General features: G+C 37.2%; 7 protein-coding genes. 1 reads left to right on the top strand and 6 read right to left on the bottom strand.

What is annotated here, in order from left to right; all coding sequences use genetic code 11:
• Positions 1 to 407: 407 nt before the first annotated feature.
• Positions 408 to 1,229 (bottom strand): undecaprenyl-diphosphate phosphatase, encoded by an 822-nt coding sequence (locus BN358_RS04475; protein WP_019228095.1) that lies wholly within the window; start codon positions 1,227 to 1,229, stop codon positions 408 to 410.
• A 156-nt stretch (positions 1,230 to 1,385) separates the two neighbouring features.
• Between BN358_RS04475 and BN358_RS04470 the strand changes: the two genes are divergently transcribed.
• Positions 1,386 to 2,312, top strand: a complete 927-nt coding sequence (locus BN358_RS04470; RefSeq protein ID WP_019228094.1) for an LD-carboxypeptidase — start codon at positions 1,386 to 1,388, stop codon at positions 2,310 to 2,312.
• A gap of 56 nt (positions 2,313 to 2,368) precedes the next feature.
• Here BN358_RS04470 and BN358_RS04465 read toward each other — a convergent pair whose 3' ends face one another.
• From BN358_RS04465 to BN358_RS04445, 5 genes are all read right to left on the bottom strand, one after another.
• On the bottom strand, positions 2,369 to 4,354 hold the full coding sequence (locus BN358_RS04465; RefSeq protein ID WP_019228093.1) for a methyl-accepting chemotaxis protein: 1,986 nt from the start codon (positions 4,352 to 4,354) through the stop codon (positions 2,369 to 2,371).
• Positions 4,355 to 4,622: 268 nt separating this feature from the next.
• Positions 4,623 to 5,357, bottom strand: coding sequence for an ABC transporter ATP-binding protein (locus BN358_RS04460; protein WP_019228092.1), 735 nt, complete (start codon positions 5,355 to 5,357; stop codon positions 4,623 to 4,625).
• Positions 5,358 to 5,366: 9 nt separating this feature from the next.
• The gene (locus BN358_RS04455) at positions 5,367 to 7,694 is read right to left on the bottom strand and encodes an FtsX-like permease family protein (RefSeq protein WP_019228091.1); all 2,328 of its coding nucleotides are present in this window, start codon (positions 7,692 to 7,694) and stop codon (positions 5,367 to 5,369) included.
• 1 nt (position 7,695) lies between these two features.
• Positions 7,696 to 8,961 carry an MFS transporter gene (locus BN358_RS04450; protein ID WP_019228090.1) on the bottom strand — a complete coding sequence of 422 codons (1,266 nt, stop codon included), beginning with the start codon at positions 8,959 to 8,961 and terminating at the stop codon, positions 7,696 to 7,698.
• Positions 8,962 to 9,096: 135 nt separating this feature from the next.
• Complete coding sequence (locus BN358_RS04445; protein WP_019228089.1) at positions 9,097 to 9,729, bottom strand: TetR/AcrR family transcriptional regulator; 633 nt, start codon at positions 9,727 to 9,729, stop codon at positions 9,097 to 9,099.
• Positions 9,730 to 9,883: the final 154 nt, after the last annotated feature.

Genomic DNA, 9,883 nt, shown 5'->3' with positions numbered 1-9,883 from the left:
CTTGACCACTGCTCTTCCCAAGCAGCTTTACTAGTATATCGTGTTTGTTCATGTTTGTCAAGAACTTTTTTAACTTTCTTTTTTCTTGCTCACTGTCGTTTGCGACAGCTTGTTTATCTTATCAAAGTTTTTTGTCCGTGTCAACTGTTATTTTTTTCTTTTTCATCTGCTCTTTAGAGACAGATATAAAAAAACTGTGTCAACACATTAACTTGATTATTCTATTCGCCTGCCCCTAGAGACAGCTTTGCTAGTGTACCAAAATCATTCTTCAATGTCAACTGTTTTCTTCATAAATTTTCGTCACATTCTTTTACAAATCAACTTAACGTTTAAATACCAACACATTTAGAATCTAATTATTCGTACAGATTAAAAGCAGCCTTGAATATCAAGACTGCTTAATATTATCCAATTAAAATGAAGTAAACTATAACCAGTATCCCTAGAACAATACGGTACCAGCCGAATGCCTTAAAGTCATTATTTTTGATATAACCCATGAGGAACCTGATTGCAATAACAGAAACTACAAATGCAACAATCATTCCTGTTAGTAATACTGCAATTTCTGTTCCTGTAAAACTTAAGCCGAATTTAACCAGTTTTAATGCGCTTGCCCCAAACATTACAGGAATTGAAAGAAAAAACGAATATTCTGCTGCAACGTATCTCGATGTTCCGAGAATGATTGCTCCAAGAATTGTTGCGCCGGAACGTGAAGTTCCCGGAATCAATGAAAGCACCTGAAACATTCCTATTAAAAATGCAGTCCTGTACGACAATTCGCTGAAACTGTTTATGGTTGCCTTCTTCCTTTTATTGCGGTTCTCAATGACAATAAACAAAACACCGTAAACAATAAGCATTATTGAAACAGTCATATAATTATAGAAGTGTTCATCCAACCAGTCATCAAACAATATACCCAGCACCGCAGCCGGCACAACTCCCACAATTACCTTGTACCATATTCTCATTGTATTTACTTTTTCCTGTCTGGATTTCCATGAAGAAAAAGGATTGAGCTTATTAAAATATAGAAGAACTACTGCCAATATAGCGCCTAACTGTATTACAACAAAAAACATTTCTTTAAATGCCTCTGAAGCATTTAATTGAATGAATTCCTCAACCAATATCATGTGGCCGGTGCTGCTTATTGGCAGCCATTCCGTTATGCCTTCCACAACCCCCAGCAAAAAAGCTTTAAACAATTCTACATACATTAAAATACCTCCAAATATAATTTCATTCCCAATACATGCAATAAACATTATACCATCAGTTTAGTCTGCTTAACAGAGGAAATATAAAATCGAACCAAATCTTTTAATTGACATATATTGAATGTGTAATAATTTTTATTTACAGGAGGAAACGAAATGGCTACAAGACCGCCAATACTTCGGGCAGGAGATACTGTGGGAATAGTGACCCTTGGGAGTCCTCGGGACGCTGAAACCATTAATTCAAGAATACGAACTCTTGAAAGCATGGGGTTTAATGTTGTCTTGGGTAAATATGTCTATTCATGGGAGGGAGGGTATGTTGCAGCAACAGCTGAGCAGCGTGCTTCTGACCTGATGGACATGTTTGAGAATCCGCAAGTGAAAGCCATAATACCTACAAGAGGTGGTGTTGGTGTTGCAGACATTATTCCTTATCTTGATTTTTCTCTGATTTCCAGAAATCCTAAAATTCTGACAGGATACAGCGACATAACTGTATTGCTCAATGTCTTGTACACGCTGGCTGATTTAATCACTTTTCACAGTCTTCTGCTCATAGATTTCAGAAGCACCACCCCAGCTTATAACTTCGATCAGTTTTTCACTGCCACTTCTACTATTACATCGCCAAGGCAGCTTGACAATCCTCAGGGGATACCTCAGGTAAGCAGGGTGCCCGGAAATGTTACGGGAACTATTGTGGGAGGAAATCTTACTTCGTTTGTTGATACTCTTGGTACTCCATATGATGTTGATACCAGGGGCAGGATACTTTTTATAGAGGAAACTCACGAACCTATAAATACTGTCTACAGATATATTACACATCTTATAGCAGCAGGTAAATTTGAGGATTGTGCAGGCATTATCATGGGTGAATGTACGGGATGTGAAATTGCTTATGGCAGGACTTATGAAAATTTAATAAATGATGTAATGATTCCGCTGGGCAAACCGTTAATGACAAATCTTGCTTCCGGTCATGGCCCATACAAAATGGCAATTCCCATTGGAGCAGTTGCAAATTTAGATACTTACAACAACACTCTTACAGTCATAGAACCAACTGTTAGTTTATAAATACAAGTACCCGCAAGCAGAATACTGCGGGTACTTTATTAGTATCTTTTTATAAATTAGCCTTCAAGATTTCCCAGCTTGAATTTTCCAATCAAACCTTTCATCATCTGAGCCTGTCCGGAAAGCTCTTCACTTGCAGCGGCGCTTTCCTCCGATGTTGCAGAGTTTGTCTGAACAACATTTGCAATTTGCTCAATTCCAACTGTAATCTGATTGATGGCACTTGCCTGATCCTTGGATGCCTGTGAAATCTTGTAAACAATGTCTGTAACAGCTTTTGCACTTTCTACCACATGTACAAGAGACTTGGCTGTTTCATTGGCTATCTTTGTTCCGTTTTCAACCTGCTTCATGGAATTTTCGATTAAATCAGTAGTATTTTTTGCTGCTTCTGCAGATTTGCTTGCCAGATTTCTAACTTCATCAGCAACAACTGCAAACCCCTTACCTGCAGCCCCTGCTCTTGCAGCTTCAACAGCAGCATTAAGCGCAAGAATATTAGTCTGGAATGCAATGTCTTCAATGGCCTTGATTATTTTGCCAATTTGGCTTGATGAATCGCTTATCTGGAACATAGCTTCAACCATTTCTTCCATATATTTGTTACTTACTTCAATTTCTTCTCTTACATTATTGACATTTTCGTTTGCCTTTTCAGCATTTTCAGCATTTTTTTCTACATTTTCAGAAATATCCTGTATTGTTGCAGACAATTCTTCCACAGAGCTTGCCTGTTCAGCAGTTCCCTGAGCTAGTGCCTGAGCGCCGCTTGATACCTCATCTGAACCACTTGCTACCTGCTCAGCAGCCTGGTTGATATCCATCAGTACTGAATTAAGCGACATAGTTATGGATGTAAGGGACTCTTTTATAGGAGCAAAATCTCCTTCAAATTCTCCATTAACCTGGACTAGCATATTTCCTTCTGATACTTCTTTAAGTGTATTGGTAATATCAGAAATATATTCTCGAAGTGAATTGACAGTCTTGTCAAGGGATGCTGAAAGTATGCCTGTTTCATCCTTTGATTTCACTTCAGCTACAGGTGAATGAATATCGCCTTCTGACAGCTGTTCAAGTCTTCGGCAAACAAGGGATATTGGATTTGCAATAGACTTTGCAATTGCCAGTGTCAGGATTACCCCAAGGAAAATGCATGCAGCTGACGAAATTCCAAGCCCTATTATTGTAACCCATATTGAAGATGTCATTTCTTTTATGGGAGCAACAACACCATAAGACCATCCGTCTGTACTTGGTATTGGCGCATAAAAACAAATTCTGTCGCCTGAGTCGTATGCATAGACTTCAACTCCGCTCTTTCCTTCTGTCATATTTGTATAAACAACCGCAGCAGAAGCGTACGCTTTGTCAGTCTTTGCTTTTTCTATGAAGTTTGCTCTGCTCTCAATTAGTTCAGGTCGCTTGTTAGCTATCATAGTTCCTGTATTGTCTATTATAAAAACATTTCCTGTTTCACCCACAACTATATTTTTAATAATTTCACTATAGGCATTAGGGTCAAGTGTTGCTATGACTACTCCCTTAAAATTGTTTTCATTTGAAACCGGAGCAGATAACACAATACTCAGTTCATTGTTGGCATCATATGTAGTAGAAGAAATATATGTTTCTCCAGACATGGCTTTGTTGAAATATTCCTGGTCGGACACATTTTTGTCCACAAAGTCAGCATTGCTTGTGATGATTGTACCTGTACTGTCTGCAATGCTTAGTGATTTGTAATTTTCATCCTCCGTTATGAACTTAAGGATCTCTGCAAGTTCTGCCTGGTCTACATCAGCTTTTCCAATCAAATCCAGCTTTGCAGCACTCTCCACACCATGTTTTATATTGTGCAGCTCACTGGTAATACCCACTTCCACGGTCTGCCCTATAGATTTAAGGTCTTTTTCAACATTTTGAGTAAGACCCTTGTAGCTTGCCAGGATACCGATAACCAAGTTTAGTACTGCCGTTAAAAATACTATTGCTGTTGTTGTTACTATCAATTTTGATTTTAAAGATTTAAATTTGTTCATTAATTTTCCTTTCTCCTGCTAAAATAATACTTCCTGTATTTCAATGATTATCGGCATTATGATCAAATACTTTATTGGTAATTTTTAACAAATAAAGAATCCCGTTTAACGGACAAAATAATTAAAAAATGAGCATTTTGCCCCATATAAGCAAAACGCTCATTTAACCGTTTCATTAGATTATTTATTTGTATGTTTCAGCTTATAAATACTATATTTAACTTCACAAATATATAAAATAATTTCCAAAATCCCTTAAATATGAAATTTAAAGTTTATGTGAAAATTGAAAACCTCTTAACCATTTATCCAGTTCTCTTTCTCTTCCTTCATCTTCAGAAAATTCCTTGCAGCCAGCAATTTGCCCATCCATAATATAAAGTACCTTTTTTGCCCTGGCTGCAACCCGTGGATCATGAGTGACCGCCATGATTGTCATTCCATCGTTGTTCAAATCTTCAAGAATTGACAAAACCTGATCCGTAGCAGCAGAATTAAGTGCTCCTGTTGGTTCATCGAGAAACAATATTTCAGGTTTATTAATCATTGCACGACAAATTGAAGCACGCTGCAATTGTCCCCCGGAAACTTCCCTTATGTCTCGGTTTACAATCTCTTCTATTTCCATTCTCTTCATCAATTCCACTGCTCTTTTTCTGATCTTATCTGCTGATTCTGTTTTTGCCACAAGGCCCGGCAGAGTGATGTTATCAAATATTGAAAGGTTTTTTAACATCTGAGCATTCTGAAATACAAATCCCATTTTATTCAGACGGAAAAGGGATAATTCATCCTCCTTCATATGGGATATATCTGTTCCTTCAAACAACACCCTTCCGCTATTGATGCTGTCCATACCGCTTATACTGTAAAGAAGTGTTGATTTACCCGAACCCGAAGGCCCCATTATGGCTGCAAAATCTCCTTTTTTAATTTCAAAAGATATATTATGCAAAACCTCTGTGTTTTTAAATTCCTTATTTAAATTTTCTACTTTTATCATGGCTGCTCCTTACTCCACTATTTGATCTCTTATATGATAGTTTTTAACAACTTTTGTACTGACAACTACTGTAATTAAGACTATAACAATCTGTACTGCCGGGCAAATAACGTAGGCCCAAATCGGCTCGACCAGCATTGTTATTTTAGAAGCCCCCATGGAAGAGAGCATCAAACCGAAAACAGCTTCACCCAAATTATTAGCAAGTATGGTACCGGCAATGATTGCTGCAAATTGAATTGCAAGAATCCTTATTCCTAACTGTATCCTTATATCCTGGCTGGAAAATCCTATAGCTTTTTTAACTGCTATGGTGCTATGCTCTCTTGCTGTAATAAGTTTCAATATCATAACGGTAATAAGCATTATCAGCAGGAATGAAATTGCAGCAGCTGCGCCTTCCACCAGCATCATGTTACTAACAATGCCACCTAATGTTTGAGAAACAAATTCCCTAATAGGAGTTACCTTGCTGTCTTGAAGAATTCCTCGAAGTTCATCAGTCTTTTTATCAATTGACACACCATGTTCTACATCAAGATAGACTATATAGACTTCCACATCATTTTCGTCAAAAGCAATATCTGCCTTGGCAGTCTTGCCTCCATATGTTATATCCTGGTAGATGCCGGAAATGTTAAATGCGAGTTCTTTTCCATCATATACTACGTTCATTTTATCTCCGACCTTTTTTCCTGACTCTAGTGATTGCAAATAAGATATGGCCATTTCATTCATGTTTTGAGGTGAACTTCCCTCCAGATATTCCAGTGGAAAAACAGATTCATCACCGCTTTGCACACGCATGTATTCCCATTGACCATCAGAATTTTCAAATTGCACATAGCCGGTTTTGTAAAGTACATATTTTTTTATTTCATTGTCTTTTTTCATATAAGACTCAACTGCGTCTTTTTGTTCCTTAAGTTTATTGCTGTACTGAATATCAATGCGAATGTCGCTTTCTCCTACACCCATATATGTTATGAAAGATGGATTTTCAATGGTATTTTTCACATTCATTGGAAGCAGGATTAAAAATGACGAAAATACAAACACAAAAAAGATTACGGTATATTCCTTCCACTTACACTTGAGCTCACCAAGAGCTATGGTAAGGTTGCGATTTTTAAGTACATCAGGCAGGATATAATGCCCTTCTTTTTTTGTATTTTCTTCACCACGCATGAGTTCCACAACTGTAGTTTTGATGTTTCTCTTGATTATTCTTCTGCACCCAAGCATCACAAACAAACAGAGAAGTAGAATACCTAGCATTGGATACACCCATTTCATCCATTCGGCAGTACCATATCCGCAGTACATGATAACCGATGATGCAAAGAAATTTCCAAAAGGAACAGATGTCATGAAACCAAGCGCCCCAGCTAAAAGTGAAAGTATTACATATTTCATCTGATACAGATTTATGATTTCTTTTTTAGGAATTCCAATTGCTTTCATTTCTCCAACAGCAAAATTTTCTTCTGCCATGGTTGCCCTTATAATATAAGACAGGCACAATACTGCTATTATTATTAAAAGAATGCTTATTGCTATTATTATGGCTGCTACCAGTCCATAGGAAATATTATTCATAATGGAAAGAAGCTTTCCTGTAACGGCTACACCGTTGGACGGCATTCCTGCTTCCATATAATCTCTTTCCAACTTTGCAGCAGCTGTACCGTCCTTAAGTAAAAATTCAATACTGTATTCCCACTCTCCCATGTGACTGTTAATTTCTTCAAGGTCCATCCTGCTTACCAGAAAACGCTTAGATGAAGTGAGAGCCGCATTCATTGAAGCGTCACGAATTAGTGTTGATACAACTAGATCTTTTCTGAAATTGCCTTCATGAATAGTAATCACATCACCCTTTTTAATTCCAAGCTCCTCTGCATAATAAACAGGCACTCCTACTTCTCCGACTTTAACTCTTGCAATTTCATTATCCATGTTGAGTAACAGATCAAATCCTTCATTTTGAACAACAAATCCGTTATCCATAAGGCACCTTTCAAGTGTTTCGCCTTTGTAAACAATATTTGCGTTTCTAATATTGAGCTGCTTTACTACCAATGATTTTTCTATATAATCATGCTTTTTTATAAAATCTTCAAGCTCTTCATCAGCAAAATCGCCCTTGTGCATCTGCAGGTATTCAGGAGGAATGGCCACTTCATTAAAGCTATTAAGCGAAGAAATAATAGTGCCTGTAACCCTTAAACCTCCTGCCATCAAAAGAGCTGAAAGAAACAAGAATACAGTAAGCGCAGTTGTAATAGACTTGTTTCTTTTAAAGTCCTTCCATACAAGTTTTATCAATAATTTCATTTTAGCTTATATCTCCCTCCAGCGCTTTTACGCTTTTTAGCCTTGAAACAACTATTCCAACAACTGCCAGCAACAATCCTGCAATAAGTATTAAAAGAGCTATTCCCCTTCCGTTACCGGTACCTATTACATTTCCTATATTAACGGCCAGTGGACTTGTGCCTTTCATAAAAGGTTCAAATACATAATCTGCTAGTAATCCCGACAAAATATATGCAAAAATGTAGCCCATTTGTGTTATAAAACTTATTAGTCCAAAAGCGCGTCCCTGCACTTCATTGGCCAGATTCTTGCGTATTAATACCTCCGCTCCTATTTGTACAAAAGGAAGGAATACAAACATCATGAATCCAAATACAGCAATTAAAATCAAATTTTCCCTTACGCCCATCAGTGCAAAAAAGATACCGCAGCCAAACAATCCTGAAGAAAGCAGTCTCACATGAGATTTAATATTTTTCATCATACTTATTGCAATGCTTCCTGCCATCATACCAAATGCGCTTACTGTAGCAAGTATACCCAGTTCTGTTTCACCTGCAAAAGCGAGGATTAAGGGCTTACTTAAAATCTGTACAAATCCAAGGCAGAACACAGCAATTGACATAATCACAATCATTGCTGCAACACCTCTTTTCCCGCGTATTGCTTTTACGCCTTCTTTCATTTCTATTGAAAAGTTCAACGATTCAGTACTTTTTTGTTCTACAGCCATGCCTTTTCTTACAAATGCAATAACAAACACTGTTGTAAAGAAAGTAAATATATCTATGATTATAAGTGTACTGACCGGAGTAACTCTAAGAAGCAGTCCTGCAACAGCCGGCGAAATCAGGAGTTTTGAATTATATGCTATTTGTACCATTCCTCCCGCCCTTGCATAATCCTCTTCACATAACAAATCCGTTATAGTAGCTTTAAATGCAGGTTCCATCAATGCAGAAAAAAGTGAACTTATGGCAACACCTGAGCAGATTACAAAAATCGAAGGATTTGAGCTCATTACAGATACAAGACATATTACAAGCCCTAGTCCTGAAAAAAGCTCCCCCAGAATCATCATCAGCCTTCTGTCATAGTGATCAGCCAGTACTCCCCCAACCGGAGCCAGGACTATTGAAGGCAGAAATGCACATATGCTCAATATGGATGTTGTAGTGACTGAACCAGTCAGTCGTAAAACATATATTGCAAGACCAAAGTCTGTTAATCCACTGCCTATGCTTGATATAAACTGTCCGGCAACAAGAACGGTAAATTTTTTCATTGACTTTTTCCTTTCAGCTGTTTTTTATTTTTTGTGTTTCATTATTTTGATTCATATTCCCTCCCTTATGTTTAAAGCTAATTCATGTATATCGACCATCGGTCGATTAATGATTAAAAAAATTTGTTGATCGATTTATGGCTTTTGTCCGAACATATTCATTAAAACATTAAGCTCTCCTTCTTTTGTACCCAGCATTCTTTCTACATTGCACAAAAACGCTTGAATTTTTTTAGGGTAATCTTCCATTTTCCATTCAAAGACATCGCAGTCAAACATCATGTGCCCCAAAAGTAAAATGGATTCAATGCATTCTGTGGGATACTCCATATGGAATATATTACGTTCAATGCCTTCCTGAACAGGCTCTTCCAAAACAGGAGTCATGCGCTTAAGCATTGCTCTTAAGTACAGACGTTCCAGCTTTGTGTTCTCAACTTTATGCATTTCTTCCTTTATTTCGTTTGACCCCTCAAACTCCGGAGTCTGTGCCATTATAGCCATCATAATTCGATTCACCAAAGGAACTGATTTATCCTTCAGTACATATTCTGCCCTCCTTGCTCCTTCTTCAACAATGTCAAGTATTATTGCTTCCAGCACTTCATCCTTTGAAGAAAAATAATAATAAAATGTGCCCTTGGCTATATCTACAATTTTCAAAATGTCGTTGACTGAAGTTTGTTCATAACCTTTACTCACAAACAATTCTCGCGCAGCCACCAAAATTTCTCTTCTTCGTACTTCTCCTTCTTTAACTGTTTTCATAAGCACTCCATTTCTATCGACCGTCGGTCGGTAAATTCATATTATATGTACTGAAAGAAATTGTCAAGTACTTTATGAAATATTTTCAATTATTTTTTCAAATAAAAAATGTCATGATTTTTTCATGACATAGGTTGATGACAAAGTAACCTTT

This window comes from Sedimentibacter sp. B4, assembly GCF_000309315.1.
In the GTDB taxonomy this organism is placed as follows: Bacteria; Bacillota; Clostridia; order Tissierellales; family Sedimentibacteraceae; genus Sedimentibacter; species Sedimentibacter saalensis.
The sequence above is the reverse complement of the archived record's forward strand: the minus strand, read 5'-3'. Positions and strand labels throughout refer to the sequence as shown.

Coding starts and splice junctions, on each gene's coding strand:
- BN358_RS04470 (WP_019228094.1), top strand. CDS start 1,386: ATGGCTACAAGACCGCCAATACTTCGGGCAGGAGATACTGTGGGAATA.
- BN358_RS04450 (WP_019228090.1), bottom strand. CDS start 8,961: ATGAAAAAATTTACCGTTCTTGTTGCCGGACAGTTTATATCAAGCATA.
- BN358_RS04475 (WP_019228095.1), bottom strand. CDS start 1,229: ATGTATGTAGAATTGTTTAAAGCTTTTTTGCTGGGGGTTGTGGAAGGC.
- BN358_RS04460 (WP_019228092.1), bottom strand. CDS start 5,357: ATGATAAAAGTAGAAAATTTAAATAAGGAATTTAAAAACACAGAGGTT.
- BN358_RS04455 (WP_019228091.1), bottom strand. CDS start 7,694: ATGAAATTATTGATAAAACTTGTATGGAAGGACTTTAAAAGAAACAAG.
- BN358_RS04445 (WP_019228089.1), bottom strand. CDS start 9,729: ATGAAAACAGTTAAAGAAGGAGAAGTACGAAGAAGAGAAATTTTGGTG.
- BN358_RS04465 (WP_019228093.1), bottom strand. CDS start 4,354: ATGAACAAATTTAAATCTTTAAAATCAAAATTGATAGTAACAACAACA.